The organism is Azospirillum brasilense (genome assembly GCF_007827815.1).
GTDB classification, from domain to species: Bacteria; Pseudomonadota; Alphaproteobacteria; order Azospirillales; family Azospirillaceae; genus Azospirillum; species Azospirillum brasilense_C.
Map to the genome: position 1 here is coordinate 498,172 of NZ_VITH01000002.1, position 18,332 is coordinate 516,503.

General features: G+C 69.8%; 16 protein-coding genes. 10 read left to right on the forward strand and 6 right to left on the reverse strand.

Annotated features, from left to right (window positions below; all coding sequences use genetic code 11):
* The first annotated feature begins 2 nt into the window (after window positions 1–2).
* On the forward strand, window positions 3–2,090 hold the full coding sequence (gene glyS, locus FBZ83_RS06240; protein ID WP_145681686.1) for a glycine--tRNA ligase subunit beta: 2,088 nt from the start codon (window positions 3–5) through the stop codon (window positions 2,088–2,090).
* Between the two features lie 219 nt (window positions 2,091–2,309).
* Here the strand turns inward: glyS and leuA are convergent, their stop codons facing one another.
* The 4 genes from leuA to FBZ83_RS06260 all read right to left on the reverse strand — a co-directional run bounded on the left by leuA (window position 2,310) and on the right by FBZ83_RS06260 (window position 6,244).
* A complete protein-coding gene (leuA, locus tag FBZ83_RS06245; RefSeq protein WP_145681536.1) occupies window positions 2,310–4,019 on the reverse strand; it encodes a 2-isopropylmalate synthase in 1,710 nt (569 codons plus the stop codon).
* Window positions 4,020–4,409: 390 nt separating this feature from the next.
* Complete coding sequence (locus FBZ83_RS06250) at window positions 4,410–5,132, reverse strand: LrgB family protein (protein WP_145681537.1); 723 nt, start codon at window positions 5,130–5,132, stop codon at window positions 4,410–4,412.
* Window positions 5,129–5,509 (reverse strand): CidA/LrgA family protein, encoded by a 381-nt coding sequence (locus FBZ83_RS06255; protein ID WP_145681538.1) that lies wholly within the window; start codon window positions 5,507–5,509, stop codon window positions 5,129–5,131. Before FBZ83_RS06255 ends, FBZ83_RS06250 begins: the two co-directional genes overlap by 4 nt.
* A 75-nt stretch (window positions 5,510–5,584) precedes the next feature.
* A complete protein-coding gene (locus tag FBZ83_RS06260) occupies window positions 5,585–6,244 on the reverse strand; it encodes an alpha/beta hydrolase (RefSeq protein ID WP_145681539.1) in 660 nt (219 codons plus the stop codon).
* Between the two features lie 218 nt (window positions 6,245–6,462).
* On the opposite strand from FBZ83_RS06260, the gene FBZ83_RS06265 reads away from it, so the two are divergent.
* From FBZ83_RS06265 to FBZ83_RS06280, 4 genes are read left to right on the forward strand one after another with little or no spacing between them, the layout of a single operon-like run.
* Complete coding sequence (locus FBZ83_RS06265; RefSeq protein WP_145674442.1) at window positions 6,463–6,897, forward strand: DUF3775 domain-containing protein; 435 nt, start codon at window positions 6,463–6,465, stop codon at window positions 6,895–6,897.
* On the forward strand, window positions 6,894–7,622 hold the full coding sequence (locus tag FBZ83_RS06270) for an SRPBCC family protein (protein WP_145681540.1): 729 nt from the start codon (window positions 6,894–6,896) through the stop codon (window positions 7,620–7,622). The genes FBZ83_RS06265 and FBZ83_RS06270 overlap by 4 nt, the downstream gene beginning before the upstream one ends.
* A complete protein-coding gene (locus FBZ83_RS06275) occupies window positions 7,619–8,809 on the forward strand; it encodes a zinc-dependent alcohol dehydrogenase (protein WP_145681541.1) in 1,191 nt (396 codons plus the stop codon). The genes FBZ83_RS06270 and FBZ83_RS06275 overlap by 4 nt, the downstream gene beginning before the upstream one ends.
* Window positions 8,810–8,823: 14 nt before the next feature.
* Complete coding sequence (locus FBZ83_RS06280) at window positions 8,824–9,078, forward strand: hypothetical protein (RefSeq protein ID WP_145681542.1); 255 nt, start codon at window positions 8,824–8,826, stop codon at window positions 9,076–9,078.
* A 19-nt stretch (window positions 9,079–9,097) separates the two neighbouring features.
* Here FBZ83_RS06280 and FBZ83_RS06285 read toward each other — a convergent pair whose 3' ends face one another.
* Entirely contained in the window at window positions 9,098–9,844 is a 747-nt protein-coding gene (locus tag FBZ83_RS06285; protein WP_145681543.1) for a ThuA domain-containing protein, read from the reverse strand.
* 113 nt (window positions 9,845–9,957) lie between these two features.
* Between FBZ83_RS06285 and treZ the strand changes: the two genes are divergently transcribed.
* The 5 genes from treZ to FBZ83_RS06310 all read left to right on the forward strand — a co-directional run bounded on the left by treZ (window position 9,958) and on the right by FBZ83_RS06310 (window position 16,764).
* On the forward strand, window positions 9,958–11,931 hold the full coding sequence (treZ, locus tag FBZ83_RS06290) for a malto-oligosyltrehalose trehalohydrolase (protein WP_247888166.1): 1,974 nt from the start codon (window positions 9,958–9,960) through the stop codon (window positions 11,929–11,931).
* Complete coding sequence (locus FBZ83_RS06295) at window positions 11,924–13,984, forward strand: amylo-alpha-1,6-glucosidase (protein ID WP_145681545.1); 2,061 nt, start codon at window positions 11,924–11,926, stop codon at window positions 13,982–13,984. Before treZ ends, FBZ83_RS06295 begins: the two co-directional genes overlap by 8 nt.
* A gap of 260 nt (window positions 13,985–14,244) precedes the next feature.
* Window positions 14,245–15,441 carry a PAS domain-containing sensor histidine kinase gene (locus FBZ83_RS06300; protein ID WP_186465988.1) on the forward strand — a complete coding sequence of 399 codons (1,197 nt, stop codon included), beginning with the start codon at window positions 14,245–14,247 and terminating at the stop codon, window positions 15,439–15,441.
* Between the two features lie 601 nt (window positions 15,442–16,042).
* Window positions 16,043–16,282: a hypothetical protein gene (locus tag FBZ83_RS06305; RefSeq protein WP_145681547.1), complete on the forward strand. Its 240-nt coding sequence runs from the start codon at window positions 16,043–16,045 to the stop codon at window positions 16,280–16,282.
* A 116-nt stretch (window positions 16,283–16,398) separates the two neighbouring features.
* Window positions 16,399–16,764, forward strand: coding sequence for a hypothetical protein (locus FBZ83_RS06310; RefSeq protein ID WP_145681548.1), 366 nt, complete (start codon window positions 16,399–16,401; stop codon window positions 16,762–16,764).
* Window positions 16,765–16,796: 32 nt separating this feature from the next.
* On the opposite strand, the gene FBZ83_RS06315 is transcribed toward FBZ83_RS06310, so the two are convergent.
* Window positions 16,797–18,146, reverse strand: coding sequence for a polysaccharide deacetylase family protein (locus FBZ83_RS06315; protein ID WP_247888167.1), 1,350 nt, complete (start codon window positions 18,144–18,146; stop codon window positions 16,797–16,799).
* Window positions 18,147–18,332: the final 186 nt, after the last annotated feature.

Here is an 18,332-nt window from a genome sequence, read left to right on the forward strand (position 1 = left end):
ACATGCCCGAACTTCTGATCGAGTTCTTTTCCGAGGAAATCCCCGCCCGCATGCAGGCGCGCGCGGCGGACGACCTCAAGCGCCTCGTCACCGAGAAGCTGGCCGCCAACGGCCTGACCTTCGCGTCGGCCGAGGCCCATTCCACCCCCCGCCGCCTCGCGCTGGTGATCGACGGCCTGCCCGAGCGCACCGCCGACGTCCGCGAGGAGAAGAAGGGGCCGCGCGTCGGCTCGCCCGAGCAGGCGGTCGCCGGCTTCCTGAAGTCCGCCGGCCTGACCAGCCTTGACCAGTGCGAGCAGCGCGACACCGGCAAGGGCGTCTTCTACTTCGCCGTGGCGGAGAAGAAGGGCCGCGCCACCGCCGAGGTGCTGGCCGAGATCATCCCGGCGGTCATGGGCGACTTCCCCTGGCCGAAGTCGATGCGTTGGGGCACCGGCACGGTGCGCTGGGTGCGCCCGCTGCACTCGATCATCGCGCTGTTCGGCGGCGCGGTGCTGGAGGGTTCGTTCGACCTGGGCGGCGCGCAGGGCAAGCTGGTGTTCGGCAACAGCACCCGCGGCCACCGCTTCCTGTCGCCGGACGCCTTCACGGTCACCGACTTCGCCGACTACAAGGCCAAGCTGCGCGCCGCCCACGTCGTGCTCGACCGCGCGGAGCGCAAGGCCAAGATCAAGGCCGACGCCGAGGCGCTCGCCGCGCAGGAGGGGCTGACCCTCTCCCCCGACGACGGGCTGCTGGAGGAGGTCGCCGGCCTCGTCGAATGGCCGGTCGCCCTGGTCGGCACCATCGACGAGAAGTTCATGGACGTGCCGTCGGAGGTCCTCATCACCTCCATGCGCACGCACCAGAAGTATTTCGCCCTGCTGGACAAGGCCGGCAAGATGGCGCCGCGCTTCGTCGTGGTCGCCAACACGGTGACGGCGGACGGGGGCAAGGCCATCGTCGCCGGCAACGAGCGCGTCCTGCGCGCCCGCCTGTCCGACGCCAAGTTCTTCTGGGACCAGGACCGCAAGACGAAGCTGGAAGACCGCGTGTCCAAGCTGGGCGCCATCACCTTCCACGCCAAGCTCGGCACGGTGGCGGAGAAGGTCACCCGCGTCCAGGTTCTGGCCGCCGAGATCGCCCGCGCCATCGGCGCCGACGCGGACGCGGCGACCCGCGCCGCTCTGCTGTCCAAGGCGGACCTCGTGACCGAGGTGGTCGGCGAGTTCCCCGAGGTCCAGGGCATCATGGGCCGCTACTACGCGCTGGGCGAGGGCGAGAACCCGGCGGTGGCCGAGGCGATCGCCGAGCATTACAAGCCGCTCGGCCCGTCGGATTCCTGCCCGACGGCGCCGGTGTCGGTCGCCGTGGCGCTGGCCGACAAGCTCGACACGCTGGTCGGCTTCTTCGCCATCGACGAGAAGCCCACGGGCTCGAAGGACCCGTATGCCCTGCGGCGTGCGGCGCTGGGCATCATCCGGCTGATCCTGGAGAACGGGCTGCGGGTGAACCTGACGCAGCTCTTCAAGGCGGCACACGGCGCCTACACGGTCGGCGGTTTCGCCGCCGCCGACGGCGTCGCCACCGACCTGATGGCCTTCTTCGCCGACCGCCTGAAGGTCACGCTGCGCGACCAGGGCGTGCGGCACGACCTCGTGGACGCGGTGTTCGCGCTGGGCGGCGAGGACGACCTCGTCCGCCTGCTGGCCCGTGTGAAGGCGCTCCAGACCTTCGTCGGGTCGGAGGAGGGGGCGAACCTGCTCGCCGCTTACAAGCGCGCCAGCAACATCGTCCGCATCGAGGAGAAGAAGGACGGCAAGGCCTACGACCAGCTGGTCGATCCGGCCCTGCTGACGCTCGCCGAGGAAAAGGACCTCTACGGCGCCCTGTCCGCCGCCGGCGAGACGGCCCGGCCACTGCTGGCGCAGGAGGACTTCACCGGCACCATGGCGGCGCTGGCCCGCCTGCGCGGCCCGGTGGACGCCTTCTTCGACAAGGTGACGGTGAACGCCGAGCAGGCCGACCTGCGCGCCAACCGCCTGCGGCTGCTCAGCCAGATCCGGGCGACGCTGAACGCGGTGGCGGACTTCTCGCGCATCGAGGGGTGATGGGGGAGGGGGTGCCGTTGCGGTGCCCCCACCCTCCCACGCTTGCGCGTGGGTCCCTCCCTCCCCCGCTGCGGGGGAGAGGGGCTGAATTCCAAGTCCCCTCCCTCGCCGTAGGCGGGGGAGGGTTAGGGAGGGGGGGGCCAGTGCAACCACTCCCCACCCACCCAACAAAAAAGGGGCGCCCCACCGGGCGCCCCTTTTCCTTGTCCCCAAAACCCCTTACCGCGAGGCGCGGTTCGCGGCGCTGACCAGGGCGCGCAGCGAGGCGGTCACGATGTCCGCGTCCATGCCGACGCCGAACAGCGTGCGCTCGTCCTTGGTCTTCACCTCGACATAGGCGCAGGCCTGGGCGTCCTCGCCCTCGCCGACGGCGTGCTCGCGGTAGTCCACCACATGCAGGTCGATGCCGGTGCCCTGGCGCAGCGCGTCCAGGAAGGCGTCGATCGGACCCTTGCCCGAGCCTTTCAGCGTGCTGACCACGCCGTCGCGCGACACCACCACGTTCAGCACGCGGGCGCCGGAGTTCGGGCCGCGCGGCTCGGTCGAATGCTCGATCAGGGCCAGCGGGGCGTCGATGTCCAGATACTCGGCCTTGAAGGCGTTGTGGATGTCGGCGGGGGCCAGTTCCTTGCCGGTCTCGTCAGCGATGCGCTGCACCGTCTTGGAGAACTCGATCTGCAGGCGGCGCGGGATCTGGATGCCGTAATCCTTCTCCAGCACATAGGCGATGCCGCCCTTGCCCGACTGGCTGTTGATGCGGATCACCGCCTCGTAGCTGCGGCCCAGGTCCTGCGGGTCGATGGGCAGGTACGGAACTTCCCAGGTGCCGTGGTTGGACTTGGCCAGCGCCTTCAGGCCCTTGTTGATGGCGTCCTGGTGCGAGCCGGAGAAGGCCGTGAAAACCAGCTCGCCGGCGTAGGGGTGGCGCGGATGGACGGGCAGCTGCGTGCAGTATTCGGCAACGCGGACGATCTCGTTGATGTCGTCGATGCGCAGCTCCGGATCGACGCCCTGGGTCAGCAGGTTCAGCGCCAGGGTGATCACGTCCACGTTGCCGGTGCGCTCGCCGTTGCCGAACAGCGTGCCTTCCACGCGGTCGGCGCCGGCCAGCATGCCCAGCTCCGCCGCCGCGACGCCGGTGCCGCGGTCGTTGTGCGGGTGCAGGGAGATGATCGCCGCGTCGCGGTTCTTCATGTTGCGGCAGAACCACTCGATCTGGTCGGCGTGGATGTTCGGGGTGGACATCTCCACCGTCGCCGGCAGGTTCAGGATGACCTTGTTGGCGGCGTCGGCGCCCCAGGTCTCCATCACCGCCTCGCAGATCTCCAGGGCGAACTCCAGCTCGGTCCCGGTGAAGCTCTCCGGCGAGTACTGCAGGACGATTTCGGTCTCCGGATGCTCGGCGGCCAGCTGCTTGATCAGCTTGGTGCCGGCGACGGCGATGTCGACGATGCCCTGGCGGTCCAGCCCGAAGACGACGCGGCGCTGCAGCTCCGAGGTCGAGTTGTACAGGTGGACGATGGCGCGCTTGGCGCCCTTGATGCCCTCGAAGGTGCGGCGGATCAGCTCCTCACGGGCCTGGGTCAGGACCTGGATGGTCACGCCGTCGGGGATCTTGCCGCCCTCGATGATCTCGCGGCAGAAGTCGAAATCGGTCTGCGAGGCGGCGGGGAAGCCGATTTCGATCTCCTCGAAGCCCATCTTCAACAGCGCGTCGAACATCGCGCGCTTGCGGTCCGGACCCATCGGCTCGATCAGCGCCTGGTTGCCGTCGCGCAGGTCCACCGAGCACCAGACCGGCGCCTTCTCAATGGTCCGGTTCGGCCACTGGCGGTCGGTCAGCTTCACCGGGGCGAAGGGGACGTACTTCTCGTGCTTGGCGGCAGAGGTCGCAGACGTGGTGGCGGCGGGGGTGGCGATGTGGTTCATGACGCTTCGTGATCCCTTGGGAGCCCCGGTTTGTGCGGCGGGGCGTTGTCTCGTGTGGTGTGGGGACCGGCGGGACTACGGTCGCCGAGCTGCCGGACGGCTCAGCGACCGTTCCTAAGTCGCAGCCCCGGCCCCAGCCGGGAGACACGCTTGACCCCGCAAGGGCGCGTGCCGAAAGGACGCGTGCAACAGGTGCTCATGGGAAAACAGACACTTCGACCAGGGAACAGGGCAGACGAACGCAGACGACCCGGACGCTCAAAGCGCCGGGGTGATAAGTCGCAGAAGGGCGTTCGTGTGGTCGATGCGAGTCATGGGGCACACTCTGCGCAGGCAGGCTTGCTCTGTCAAGCCACGATTCCATGAAATCTTCTTTCGCGGAACGCGGCTTCACGTGAAGAACAGCCGGTAGAGCAGCGGCAGCAGGATCGCCGTCGCCAGCCCGTTCAGCCCCATCCCCAGCCCGGCGAAGGCCCCCGCCACCTCGTTGACTTGGAGCGCGCGGGCAGTGCCGATGCCGTGGGCGGCCACCCCCAGGCCGAAGCCGCGCGCCCGCCAGTCCGTCACCCGGACGAGGTTCAGCACCCAGGTGCCGAAGGACGCGGCGATGATCCCGGTCAGGATCACGAAGACGGCGGTGAGGGAAGGCAGCCCGCCGATCTGTTCCGACACGCCCATGGCGATGGGGGAGGTCACCGATTTCGGCGCCAGCGACAGCAGCGTGCGCTCCGACGCGCCCAGCGCCCAGGCGATGGCGACGGCGCTCAGCGCCGACGCGGCCGACCCGGTCAGCAGGGCGACCAGCAGCGCCACGGCGGAGCGGCGAACCTGCTGGAACTGGCGGTAGAGAGGAACCGCCAGCGCCACCGTGGCCGGGCCGAGCAGGAAATGCACAAACTGCGCGCCGTCGAAATAGGTGCGGTAATCGATCCCCGCCACCATCAGCGCCGCGGCGATCAGCAGCACCGCGATCATCACCGGGTTCAGCGCGGGCCGCCGCCCGAACCGCTCGAACACCCACATCCCCACTTGATAGGCGGCCAGCGTCAGGGTCAGGCCGGCGAGCGGGCTGGCCGAGAGATAGACCCAGATCTCGTGGAAATCGGGGCTCATGGCGCGTCCTCCGCGCCGTCGGATTCGGTTTCGGCGTCGGGGCCTTGGCGACTCAGAACGCTCATCACCCAGGCGGTCAGCGCGACGCCGATCAGCGTGCTGCCCAGCAGGGCGGCGGCGATGGGCAGCGCCTCCGCCTCCAGCCGGTTGAGATGGGCCATCACCCCGACGCCCGCCGGAACGAAGAGAAGGGAGAGGTGGCGCAGGATGCCGCCCGCCGTCTCCTGCAACGGCTCCGGCACGCCGCCGCGGACCAGCAGGCCGACGAACAGCAGGACCATGCCCAGCACCGGCCCCGGCACGGGCAGATGCAACAGGCGGGCGGTCACTTCCCCCACCAGCTGGCAGGAGAGAAGAAGGGTCAGGGTGCCGAGCATCGGCGGGCTCCAGGCTTTTCAGGGAAGTGGCCGCAGCCTAATCCCGGAGCCCGCCGCGGGGGGAGAGGATATGCCCTACCGCTCCAGCAGTTGAGCCTTGAGCCAGTCGCGCAGCTCGCGGCAGACGGCCTCGGCGGTCTCGTCCAGGCAGTGGCCGGCGCCGGGCATCAGGACCAGCTTCTTCGGCTCGCGCGCCATGCGGTGGACGTGGATGGAGCACATCGGCGTCAGCACCTCGTCGGCCTCGCCATGGACCAGCAGCACCGGGCAGCGGAGGTCCGCCACCGCGTCGGTGCCCAGCCCCTGTGTCGCCAGCGTCACCACCGTGCAGACCGCGCCGCGGTTGGAGGCCGCGGCCTGGATCGCCACCGCCCCGCCGAAGGAATGGCCGACCAGCGCCACATGGTGGATGCCCATGCGGCCGAGGAAGGTCAGACCGCACAGCGCGTCGTAGACCGCCTCGTCCAGCGCGCGCGGGTTGCGGTAGCGGACGCGCAGCGAGGCGATGCCGTCGGGCTTGAGTTCGTCCGCCAGCCGCGGATAGAGCCCGCGGGCCGGCGAGTCGAAGCCGCCGCCGACACCGCCCAGCCAGATGACCCCCAGCGTTCCCGCCGCCTTGTGCCCGTCAGGGGCGGGATAAAGGCGGGCGTCCACGGTGCCGCGGTCGGTGTCCAGGCGGACGGGGGCGAATCCCTCGTCCATGGTGTCACCGATCTGCGCCGACAGGAGCGGCATGGGTGTTCTCCGGCTTGCCAGGGTCTTGCGGGCGTTAACAGGCCAGCGGGTGCCGGTGTTGCTTCGGCCTGTTGCTTCGGAACCTCGCCGCACCGTCTCCGGTTGTGCCGGGAGGCGGTTCGTGACGCGGGCCGCTTTCCGACGAACCAGCAGCCCCGGCCCGCAGCCCCGGCTGTCGGCGTCGGGCAAAGCCGTGCAACTGAAAAGAAGTGCGACACATGCTCAAGCAGATTTCGGTCGACACCGTGAAGCAGGCCGCCGACCTCGCGTACGAGGCCGGGGCCGACCGCCAGCGTTTCCTCGCCGGAATGCGCAACATCGACCTCGGGGAACAGACCAGCGAACGCGGTTCGCGGAACCCGACCGATCTCGACGCCCTCAGCATTCTGTCCTCCGACGCCAGCGGCGCGCTGAACCAGCTCCAGAAGATGCTGGAGGACCTGACGCCCGAGCAGCGGATGGAGTTGCGCGCGGTCATGTTCGTGGGGCGCGGCGACTTCGCCGGGAACCAGTGGGACCGCGCGTTGGACGAGGCCGGGCGGGCGCCGGATGCGACCCATTACACCGACATCGCGGAGCGCATCGACCTGCACGACGACCTGATGAAGGGGCTGTACGAGCTGGACCTGCTGAAGAAGAAGGACGGGCAATGAGCCGGGGCCGGGACGGCGGCTGGCGCCCGGAGGGTTCCGCCGGGACGCTCGAACGCTGGGCCGCCATCCTCGGCGGCACGGCGCTGGGTTTCGCCGGGGCGCGGCGGGGAAGCTGGGCGCTGGCCGCGCTCGGCGGCGGGCTGTTCCTCGCCGGGGCGGCGGGGGTTCCGCTGTCCAGCCCGCTGCGGCCGATCGCGCTTCCGGCGATGCGCCGCGAACCGACGACCACCCAGGCGAACGTCACCATCGCCGTCCCGGCCGAAAAACTGTTCCGCCATTGGCGCAACGTCCGCCATCTGTCGGCGCTGTTCCCCCACCTCGACGCCGTGGAGATCCTGTCCGACACGGAAAGCCGCTGGAAGGCCCATGGCCCCGGCGGCGTTCCGGTGGTCTGGAACAGCCGGATCGACAAGGTCCGGGAGAACGAACTGATCACCTGGCACACGCTGGAGGGGGCGGACCTGCCGCACCGCGGCACCGTCCTGTTCCGCCCGGCGCCGGGCGGGCGCGGGACGGAGGTCAGCCTGACCCTGGCCTACCACCCACCGGGCGGTGCGGGGGGCGACGCCGTGTCCCGCCTGTTCGGCGTGGCGCCGGAGCGGCAGGCGCGCGAGGCGCTGCGCCGCCTGAAGCGGCTCATGGAGGTCGGGGCGCTGCCCACCATCGACGGCCAGCCGAGCGGGCGGGGCGAGTCGCGGTCGCAAATTCAGGAGGTGACGGGATGAGGGCGCTCTGCTGGAACGGCGTGAACGACCTGCGGGTGGAGCGGGTGCCGGACCCCACGATCCTCGGCCCGCAGGACGCGATCATCAAGGTCGGCCTGTCCTCGGTCTGCGGGTCGGACCTGCATCTGATCGGTGGCTACGTCCCCACCATGCGGGCCGGCGACATCATCGGCCATGAGTTCCTGGGCGAGGTGGTGGAGAAGGGGCCCGAGGTGACGCGGCTGAACCGCGGCGACCGGGTGATCACCGTGTCGATCATCGGCTGCGGCAAGTGCTGGCACTGCGAGCACGAGGAGTTCTCGCTGTGCGACAACTCCAACCCCCAACCGGCCTTCGAGGAGGCGGCCTACGGCCATTGCACCGCCGGCATCTTCGGCTACAGCCACGCCTTCGGCGGCTACGCCGGCAGCCACGCCGAATACATCCGCGTCCCCTTCGCCGACACCAACTGCTTCCGCGTGCCGGAGGGTGTGACGGACGAGCAGGCGGTCTTCGTCTCCGACGCCGTGCCGACCGGCTACATGGCCGCCGACATGGGCAACATCAAGCCGGGCGACGTGGTGGCCGTCTGGGGCTGCGGCGGCGTCGGCCAGATGGCGATGAAGAGCGCCTATCTGATGGGGGCGGAGCGGGTGATCGGCATCGACCGCATTCCCGACCGGCTGCGCGCCGCCCAGATGAAGGCGGGGGCGGAGACGCTGGATTACAGCCGCGTCGACGTCTACGACGCCCTGCTGGCGATGACCGGTGGACGCGGTCCGGACGTCTGCATCGACGCGGTGGGCATGGAGGCGGACAGCGGCGCCTCGTCCATCAAAGGGCTGGCGATGGAAGACCTTTACGACCGCGGCAAGCAGGTCCTTCGGCTGGAGAGCGACCGGCCCGCCGTGCTGCGCCAGATGATCCAGTGCTGCCGCAAGGGCGGCACCCTGTCCATCGTCGGCGTCTATGGCGGCCTCATCGACAAATTTCCCATGGGGGCGGCGATGAACAAGGCGCTGACCTTCCGCATGGGCCAGCAACACGGCCAGCGTTACGTCAAGCGCCTGTTCGAGCACATCGAGAAGGGCGAGCTCGATCCCGCCTACCTGCTGACCCACAAATGGGCGCTCGACGACGCGCCGCAGGGCTACCGCATGTTCAAGGAGAAGGCCGACGACTGCATGCGGGTCGTCTTCGCGCCGTGATGGGGAAAAAGGCCATGAGGATCGTCTACGCCTACCCGGCGGAAAAAGGGCGCGGCGTCGAGGCGGAGATCGTCGGCGGCTTGCGCGACCGCTGCGGCCATGTCGTCCAGACGGGACGGGAGGAACGCGACGCGGAGCGCGGCGGCGCCGTCGACGTCATCGTCACCCTGGAACTGGACGACTCCCAGTGCGACACCGCCCTCAACCGGCTGCGCGCCCACCCCGCCGTGATCGACGCCGCCGCCGGAAGCTTCGGGGAGCGGGTCTGACGTCTTTATGAACGCGGCCTTATGAACGCGGCGGGATCGGTTCCAGCGGAGTAGGCCGCCGTCCCCGGACCGGCGCCTCCAGCCCCTCCGGCTTGGCCGCCCAGCGGACGGCGTTCAGGATGACGCGCTGGATCTGCGGGTGATGATAGGTGGGGTAGGTCTCGTGGCCGGGCCGGAAGTAGAAGACCCGGCCCAGCCCGCGCCGCCAGCCGCAGCCGCTGCGGAACACCTCGCCGCCCTGGAACCAGCTCACGAAGACCAGATCGTCCGGCGGCGGGACGTCGAAGGGTTCGCCGTACATCTCCTCATGCTCCAGCTCGATGACGTCGGAGATGCCCGCCGCCACGGGGTGGCCGGGATCGACGACCCACAACCGCTCCTTCTCCGCCGCCACACGGTATTTCAGAAAGCAGCCGGTGCCCATCAAGGCCAGGAAGGGCTTGGAGAAATGGCTGGAATGGAGGGCCACCAGACCCATGCCATGTTCGGTCACCCGCCGCTTCACCCGCTCCACCACCGAGTCCGACACCTCGGCATGGGCGCGGTGGCCCCACCAGACCAGCGTGTCGGCGGCGTTCAGCCGCTCCTCGGTGAGACCGTGCTCCGGCTCGTCCAGGGTGGCGGTCTCCACCGTCAGTCCGGCGGCGCGCAGGGGTGCGGCCAACGCCTCGTGGATGCCCAGGGGATAATGGCCCCGCACCGTCTCGTCCCGGCGTTCGTGGAGGAACTCGTTCCAGATCAGGACGCGCGGCGAGGGGTGCGGCATGGCGGGAGGCTCTTTCGGAGGGAGGACGCCGTCCCCGATGGACTCGCCCGTGGGACGAAGGAAGCCGGCGCCTGTTGGGGGCGATGATCGAAACATTGCGGTGGGAGCGTTCCGTGTCGAGTCCTCCCGATGCAGCGCAGGCCGGCGGCCCGGCCTTCTCCCTCCGCCGTTGTCCCATCGGTGTGGAACCGGCGCCCGGCGATCGGGTGCTGGCCCGGGTCTGGGCGCCGGCCTGCCGCGGCGTCGACCTGCTGGTCGGGCCGGAGGAGCGTGCGGTGGCGCTGGACGCCGAAGGCGGCGGCTACTTCGCCGCGATGGTGGAGGGGGTGCCGGTCGGCAGCCTCTACCGGTTCCGGCTCGACGACGGCCCGGCCTTCCCCGACCCCGCCTCGCGCTTCCAGCCCGACGGGCCGGAGGGACCGTCGCAGGTGGTGGACCCGTCCACCTTCGCCTGGACCGACGCCGGCTGGGCGGGCTGCGGCCTGCGCGGTCAGGTGGTCTATGAGATGCACGTCGGCACCTTCACGCCGGAGGGCAACTGGGCGGCGGCGGCGCGCGAACTGCCGGCCCTTGCCGATCTGGGGGTGACGGTCATCGAGCTGATGCCGGTGGCGGAGTTTCCCGGGCGCTTCGGCTGGGGCTACGACGGGGTGGACTTGTTCGCCCCGACCCGGCTCTACGGCGAGCCGGACGACATGCGGCGCTTCGTGGACCGCGCCCACGCGCTGGGCCTCGCCGTGATCCTCGACGTGGTCTACAACCACTTCGGCCCCAGCGGGAATTTCCTGTCGCATTTCGCCCCGGACTATTTCACCACCCGCTACAAGAACGAGTGGGGGGACGCGCTCAACTTCGACGGCCCGAACTGCGGCCCGGTGCGGGAGTTCTTCCGGGCGAACGCCGCTTTCTGGATCGACGAGTATCATCTGGACGGTCTGCGGCTGGACGCCACCCAGCAGATCTTCGACCGCTCCACCCCGCACATCATCCAGGAGATCGGGCAGGCCGTCCGCCGCGCGGCGCGCGGGCGCGGCACCCTGCTGATCGGGGAGAACGAACCTCAGCACGCGGCCATGGCGACTCCGGTGGAGCGGGGCGGCTGCGGGCTGGACGGGCTGTGGAACGACGATTTCCACCACGCGGCCATGGTCGCGCTGACCGGCCGGAACGAGGCCTACTACAGCGACTACCGTGGCTCGCCGCAGGAGTTGCTGTCGGCCGTCAAGCACGGCTTCCTCTACCAGGGACAATGGTACCGCTGGCAGGGCAAGCGGCGGGGCGCTCCGGCTCATGGATTGCCGCGCCCGGCCTTCGTCACCTTCCTGCAGAACCACGACCAGATCGCCAATTCGGGCCGCGGCCAGCGAATCCACGCCCTGACCACGCCGGGGCGCTTCCGGGCGCTGACCGCGCTGACCCTGCTGGGGCCCGGCACGCCGATGCTGTTCCAGGGGCAGGAGTTCGCGGCCAGCGCCCCCTTCTACTACTTCGCCGACCACGACCCCGATCTGGCCGCCAAGGTGGAGGCGGGACGGGCGGAGTTCCTGGCCCAGTTCCCCAGCCTCGCCACCCCCGCCATGCGCGCCCATCTGACGCGCCCGCAGGACGACGAGACCTTCCGCCGTTGCACCCTCGACCACGCGGAGCGGGAGACCCACGCCGAAGCCTGGGCGCTGCACCGCGACCTTCTGCGCCTGCGCCGCGAAGATCCGGTGTTCCGCACCCAGGGCGACGGCGGGCTGGATGGCGCCGTGCTGGGCGAGGAGGCGTTCGTCCTGCGCTTCTTCGGACCGAAGGACGGCGACGACGGCGACGACCGGCTGCTGCTGGTCAATCTCGGCCGCGACCTGCGGCTGGACATCCTGCCGGAACCGCTGCTGGCGCCGCCGGTTGGCAGGGACTGGACGCCCCTGTGGTCCAGCGAGGACACCCGTTACGGCGGCTGCGGCATCGCCCCGCTGGAGGCGGCGGACGGCGGCTGGCGGCTTCCCGGCCATGCGGCGGTGGTTCTGACCGTCACGGACGCCGGTCCGGACGAGGAACGGGGCGAAGGCAACGGTGCGAGCGCTCAGGAGACCCATGGCTGATTTCATCCGCAAGATCACCCGCGACGTCCTGCGGTCCGCGCCGGACGCCGCGCTGTCCCGCGAATGGCTGGTCGCCAACGGGCTGGGCGGCTACGCCTCCTCCTCCCTGTCGGGGGCAGTGACGCGGCGCTACCACGGGCTGCTGGTGGCGGCCCTGCCGGCGCCGCTGGGCCGGGTGGTGATGCTGAGCCAGCTCAACGACGTGCTGATCCAGCCGGACGGCACCGAGCGGCGGCTGACCGGCCACAACCCGCAGGCCGACCACTGGCCCGACCCGAACTACCCGTCGGACGCCGCCCCCTCCGGCCTCGTCGAGTTCCGCATGGAAGCCGGCCTGCCGGTCTGGCGCTACGAGTTCGGCGACGTGGTGATCGAGAAGCAGATCGTGCTGCCGCACCTGCAGAACATCGTCCACGTCACCTACCGGGTGGTGAAGGCGCCGCAGCCGATCTGCCTGCGGCTCCGTCCGGTGATGGCCTTCCGCAAGCTGGAGTCGGCGGTGGACGAGCCGCTGGCCCGCGACTACCGCGTCACCGCCCGCGGCCATGAATACGAGGTCTGGGCCGGGCCGGAACTGCCGGTGCTGCGCATGACCATCGAGGGGGCGGAGCTTCCCCTTACCCTGGACGGCGGGGCGCGGCGCGACATCGTCTATCCGGTGGAGGCCGAGCGCGGCTACGAATCGCGCGGCTCGCTGTGGACGCCCGGCTATTTCAGCGGCCCGCTCAGCCAGGGCCAGACGCTGAGCTTCGTCGCGGCGACCGAGCCGTGGCAGCGGCTGTGGGCGCTGCCGCCCGCCGACGTCCTGCGCTTCGAGAAGGAGCGCCGCCGCCGCATCGTCGGGACGGCGCACCGCTCGCTGCGCGAGGGGGCGATGGCCGAGTTGGTGCTGTCGGCGGACAGCTTCCTGTTCGTGCCGGCGGGCCGCGTCGCCGACCAGATGCGCGCCCGCGCCGAGGGCGACGAGGTGCGCACGGTGATCGCCGGCTACCACTGGTTCACCGACTGGGGCCGCGACACAATGATCAGCCTGGAGGGGTTGACCCTGACCACCGGGCGCCACCTGGAGGCCGGCTGGATCCTGCGCACCTTCGCGCACTACATCCGCGACGGGCTGATCCCCAACATGTTCCCCGACGGCAAGGACGAGGGGCTGTACCACACCGCCGACGCCACCCTGTGGTTCTTCCACGCGCTGAACCGCTACGTTCGGGCGACCGGGGACCGGCACACGCTGCAACTGCTGCTGCCCCGGCTGGTCGAGGTGATCGACCACCACCGGCGCGGCACCCGTTTCGGCATCGCCGTGGACCCCGGCGACGGGCTGCTGCGCCAGGGCCGGGAGGGCTACCAGCTCACCTGGATGGACGCGAAGGTCGAGGACTGGGTGGTCACGCCGCGCCGGGGCAAGGCGGTGGAGATCAACGCGCTCTGGTACAACGCGCTGTGCCTGACCGCCGGCTGGCTGACCGAGGAAGGCGACGCCCAGGCGGCCCGCCCGCTGGAGGAACTGGCCGAACGGGCCCGCGCTTCCTTCAACGCGCGCTTCTGGTGCGACCACGCCGGGCATCTCTACGACGTGGTGGATGGTGAGCGGGGGGACGACGACGCCTGCCGGCCCAACCAGATCTTCGCCGTCTCGCTCGACAACCCGGTGCTGGATCGCGCCCGCTGGGAACCGGTGGTGGAGACGGTGCGGCAGCGGCTGCTGACCCCGGTCGGGCTGCGCTCGCTGGCGCCGGGGCAGCGCGACTACAAGCCGAAATACTTCGGCGATCTGCGCGCCCGCGACGCCGCCTATCACCAGGGCACGGTGTGGGGGTGGCTGATCGGACCCTATGTCGACGCCTGGCTGAAGCTGCATCCGGAGGACAAGGCGGGGGCGCGGGAGCTGCTCCAGGGCTTCCTGCCGCACCTCGATCAGGCGGGGATCGGCACCATTTCCGAGATCTTCGACGCCGAGCCGCCCTTCAGCCCGCGCGGCTGCATCTCGCAGGCCTGGAGCGTGGCGGAGGTCCTGCGCTGCTGGGCGGCGACGGAAGAGGACCGGTGAGCCTGGCCGTCTTGCCAGAAAGCCTATGAAGAGCGTCATAAGAACTTAAGGAGAGAGGGCGCCAAATCCGCTCGGTTACTGAACAGAAAGCGACGGTGCGGAAAAAGCGCGAATCGATGACGGCCTGATAACATCGAAGAAACCCACATTTTGTTGAAGGTTTCTGTCGCCCGTGCCTATCATTGGTGGCGGGTCGAAAACAAAAAGTATCGACACACGACCGTGTGACCGGCCCGCACAGGATGATGACGGGAGGGGTCATGCTGGCACTGCTGTCGAAGCCCACAAGTCCAGCGGTTGATTGGCCGGCGGTCGATTCGCCGGCGGTCGATTGGGACCGCCTGAGCCGGCGGATTCTGGACCAGGGTGCGCAGGCCTGCTGGGTGGTGGACAACGACCTGGTCATCGTCGGAGTCAACCCGGCGCTGTGCGCGCTGCTCGGCCGCCGGACCGTCGAGCTGGTCGGCACCCGCCTGCTGGCCCATGTGGCCGAGGACAGCCGGAGCGTCCTGGAACGGCAGGCGGCCATCCGCGGCCTCACCCCGCACCGCAGCTACGACGTCACGCTGATCCGCGCCGACGGGACGCCGCTTCGCACAATCTTCAACGATTCGCGGCTGGACGGCGAGGACGGCGGGGCGCCGCCGGGCTTCTGCATCTTCGTCACCGACATCACCCGCCACGTCGAGGAGGAGGCGCAGCGCGCCCGGCGGGTGGACCAGCTGGCGGACGCGGTCGCGCGCATGAACCGCTTTCTGGGGCAGATCTGCCAGGAGCTGAAGGACCCGTTGAGCGCCATCCTCGGCGCCACGCAGATGATCTCCTCCGACGTCGCCTCCCCCGGTCCGGCGGACGGCGCATCCGGCCAGGGAACCGCGCATCTCGGCGCCTACGCGGCGCTGTGCAGCGACGCCGGTCGGCAGATGATGCGGACCATCGAGAATTTGTCGCTGTGGTCGCGCCTGCAACTGAATCAGGTGCCGCTCGATCTGCGGAGCTATGAGCTGGGCGGCCTGCTCCAGGACGTGCTGGAGGAGCTGGCGCCGCGCGCCCGCGCCCGTGACATCCTGATCGTCAACCGCATCGTCGCCACCCCGGTGCTGGGAGACCTGTCGGCGCTGAGCACCGTGCTGAAGCATCTGGTCGAGAACGCCGTGCGCTTCTCGCCCGCGGGAAGCATGGTCATGCTGTCGGCCGCGCCGGTGGACGGGCGGGTGGCCGTGCGGGTCCAGGACAACGGCCTGGGCATTCCGGAAGACCAGCAGCCCCATCTGTTCCGCATCGACCCGCACCACGCAGCACCCGGCGCCGATGGCGAGGTGGGGAGCGGCCTCGGCCTGCTGATCTGCAAGGCGCTGGTCGATCGCATGGGGGGCGGCATCCGCGTGTTCAGCAAGCCGGGCGGCGGAACCGCCGTCACCGTGACCCTGAATCAGGGGCAACGCACCGGATTGTAACACCGGCGAACGGATGGGATGGCGAACAATTCCCGCCGGTGGGGGGAGGCGTCGCGGGATCGGGGTGCCCCGAGCGGAGAATCCGGACCTTCAGTTGTCAACAGGGCACAGGCCCGCGCGAAATCGCCGCGTGGGTTGTCGAGCCGCAGAATCCAATTGACAGGCGTGAGCGCTGCAACACCCTCCGAAATCGGGAAAGGCAATGCATTTCAATGGTTTGTGTGACATGCCCAAAATATGGGCAAATCGCGCTATGGCCTTGTCCCGCTTGACTCGAATCGGCGAAAGCGGGGCCTTGTCAACACAGTTATCCACAGACTCTGTGGAGAGCCTACGCGGGAGGTGAGGGAGGCCTTTCCCGGCCCCTAACCTTTGGCGGGAGGCCCGGCCAATCAGAATAAGTACTTCAGATTTTAGGCGCCGCGCATTTTTGCCGCTATAGTGGTCGCGCCTCATCCCACCGTGTTGCTCCAATCCAACCGGCGCCGGGTGGGCAATGACGGGAGGAGTGCCCATGCTGGATGTCTATGGGACGTCTTGCCCGGCGGCGCGTCCGCGGTGGTCATGGCGCGCGACGACCGGTGAAACAGGCGGCCGGCGCGTGCCGGGATTTGTCGCTCCGGCTTTGGCGGCGGCGACGCTGTCCGCATTGATCCTTCATCTGCTGCTGACCCTGGGTGCCCATTTGGGTGGGGCCGACATGGCGGGGGCGCTGACGGTGGCGGCGGGGATGGCCGCGGTCCTGACGATCCTGCTGCCCTTCGCCCTGTTGAGCATCCGGCGGGCGCTGGACGCTCTGTCCGCCGGGCGGGAGCGGGGGATGGGCTCGCCTCACGGTTGAAGCGCCGCACTCCGGGGAAATCCGTTCAGGGAAATCCCGGTTGCCCCCATTTGTAAGTCCGCGCATAAAGTGATGACGCCGTGGCGATGGACGGCGCTGTTCGGCGGGGGCTGTGCATGGGGTTGTTCGATTTTCTGAAGGTGACCGTCAAGGATGAGAAGAAGGCGGCGCCGCGCCGGCCCAACGCGTCCGCCGGCCCGTCCAATGTCATCGAGTTCGACGGCAAGAGTTTTCCCTTGGCGGCGGTCAGCCACAAGGGCTTCGTGGCGACCGGCTTCGACGGGTCCCTGATCCCCAGCCAGACCGCAAGGATCACCGTGCGGATCGACGACGCCTGCGGCAAGTTCACCTTCGCCGCCCCCGTGACCATCGAGGAGGTCAAGGGTGGCTCGGTGTCCGGCGCCTGGAACATGCTGCCGCCGGAGGTCGAGGCGACCATCCGCAAATACCTGCAGATCCGCAAGCAGAAGACCGGAAAGTAAGCGGTCGGCCCGGCGCCGGCCGTGGGCCCCGCTCAGTTGGCGGTGCGCAGCGGTGCGCCGCCGGCCTTTTCCCCAGCCTTCGCCCCGGCATTGACCCCAGCATTGACCCCAGCATTGACCAGGGTCGGCGCCATGGCCGTGGCCGGCGTGGCGATCCGGTGCATCCGCTCGATCCATTCCGACAGGGTGACGAACTCGCAGCCCTTGGCGCGCATCGCGGCGATCACGCGGGGCAGGGCGTTGAGGGTGGACGGGTAGGTGGAGTGCAGCAGCAGGACGCTGCCGGTTCCCGCCTCGGTCTTCACATGCTGCACGATGCGGTCCGGGTCACGGACCTGCCAGTCGCGGGTGTCCACCGTCCACAGCACCGGGCTCATGCTCTCCTCGCGGGCGATGGCCAGCAAATCCGGCGTGTAACGCCCGTAGGGCGGGCGGAACAGCACCGGGTTGGCGCCGAACCCGCGCAGGATGCGGTTGGCCTCGGCGATCTCGTGGCGCTGCGCCTCGGGGTCCATGGCGCGCAGGTCGGCGTGGGTCAGGCTGTGGTTGCCGATCTCGTGGCCGGCGGCGATGAAGTCGCGGATCACCTCGCCCTGGTTCTCGGCGACGCTGGCGACCGGGAAGTAGGTCGCGGGGATCTTCTCACGGTTCAGGACGTCCAGGATTTGCCGGGTGACCACCCGGTGCGGCCCGTCGTCGAAGGTGAGGGCGCAGAGATTCCAGCCCTCCTCCTTGAGCGTCGCCGGCATGACGTCGAGCGCCGTGTCGGGGATCACCGCGCCCAGCCGGCCCTTGCGGCGCCCGGTCTTCTCGATGGCGGCCATGGTCCGGGCGGCTTCCGGCGGGTAGGTGATCGCGACGTCGGCCTTGCCGTCCCCGGCGGGTCCATCCCCGGCGGGGCGCGGCGTGGCGAGCGGCGCGCCGTCGGCGGGCGGCGCGGTCTCCGGGCCCCGGGAGGCTGTCGGCGGCGCCGTCTGGGGCGGCACCGGCGCAGGGGCCGCGTCGAGCACGAGGCAGCCGAACCCGGCACCGAGCATGCGGCGGCACAGCGCCGTCACGTCCAGCCCCAGGGGTGCGGTGGCCCGCAGAGCGACGCCCTCGCCCTGGCGCCGCGCGTCGAGCGGAACGACCGCCGGGCTGAGCCCGTCCGCCAGATCGGGGGAGCGGCGGCGCAGGCTGTCCCACGCCCACCAGGCATCCCCCTCCCGCTGAAAAAGGCCGAGCTGCAGCAGCGATGGCCCCTCCGCGGCGCGGGCCGCGCCATCCGGGAGGGCGAACAGCATTCCTGCGGCCAGCGGCAGCGCGAACAGGGAGGAGCGGAAGCGGCGCAGGCCCGTGAGGGGGAAGGACGTGAGGGGGCGTCCGTGTTCAGGCCGGTTCACGCGTTTGTCCTCCGGATCGTCGCCTTCGTCGAATAGCACCCCTTCGGGATTAATTCAAACGGCGTGGTTTCCAATGGTTTCCCGGTTTCGCCCCTCCGTTGGGGGAGGAACCTTCCGTGTTCCGGCGCGGTTGTCCGGAAGCGCCCCGGTCGAAAGCCCCTCCCATGGAAGGGCACGGGAGGCGCG